Source organism: Aeromicrobium sp. PE09-221 (assembly GCF_002174305.1).
In the GTDB taxonomy this organism is placed as follows: Bacteria; Actinomycetota; Actinomycetes; order Propionibacteriales; family Nocardioidaceae; genus Aeromicrobium.
In genome coordinates, this window is record NZ_MIJB01000106.1 from 1 (window position 1) to 1,008 (window position 1,008).

At 61.5% G+C, this 1,008-nt stretch carries 1 protein-coding gene; it reads left to right on the forward strand.

Translation table 11 applies throughout. The features are described 5' to 3' along the window. A partial coding sequence (locus BHE97_RS19600; protein WP_140400289.1) for a HAMP domain-containing sensor histidine kinase occupies nt 1-929 on the forward strand: 929 nt, incomplete at its 5' end. Nucleotides 930-1,008: the final 79 nt, after the last annotated feature.

Here is a 1,008-nt window from a genome sequence, read left to right on the forward strand (position 1 = left end):
CCCGCGTCAATGAAGAGCAAGGTGAGGTACTCAAAACGGAGCGCCAGGGCGAGGACGCGGCCTTGGAATACGAGCGAGCGTCCGCGGACGAAGTTCTGGCGCGCGAACGTCAAGCGCGCCGCCGAGCGCTGGCCGCGCTACTTGCTCTCGAACGCGATCGAACGGACGAAACTCTGCGCTCGGAACGGGAGCGAGCGGACCGAGCCATCAACTCGAGAGACGAGTTCTTGGCCATCGTCAGCCATGACTTGCGCAATCTGCTTGGCGGCATGGCGATGAGCGCTGCATCGCTGCTTAGCGTTCAGGGTACCGAAGCCACCCGTGATCAGGTCGTGCGCGAAGCGCAACGCATCCAGCGCTACACCGGCCGCATGAATCGATTGGTCGACGACCTGCTAGATGTCGTGAGCATGGAAGCAGGACAGCTTTCGCTAGTTCGGCGCAGAGAGGAAACCGCGGAGCTCTTGCGTGAGACGCTGGAGGTCTTTCAGCCACTAGCCACGGCCAAAGGGGTGTCGCTACATTCGGAACTAAAAGCTGGCTCACTCTTGGCCCGTTGCGATCACGAGCGCATCTTGCAGGTGCTAGCCAACGTCGTGGGTAATGCTGTAAAGTTTACACCGGCTGGTGGATCGATCGACATCCTGATCGAGCCGGTCGAGCGCGAGGTACAGTTTTCCATCATCGACACGGGCAAGGGCATCGAACCTGAGCAGCTCGACATCGTCTTCGAACGCTTTTGGCAAGTCGTCAAGCCGGCCCGCGCTGGCGTCGGCCTTGGCCTGTACCTCTCCAAGTGCATCGTCGAGGCCCACCGCGGGAAGCTCTGGGCGACGAGCGAACACGGCAAAGGGAGCACCTTCGTCTTTACTCTGCCAGCCGCCTCGGACAACGACTCCGCCACAAATTGCGAACCACCCATCGGGTGAGCGACGTCTCCAGCGATGCGACAGCCCCGCTGGACACATGGTTAGCAAAACCCGCCATACCCGCGCGGAGCGACGACGG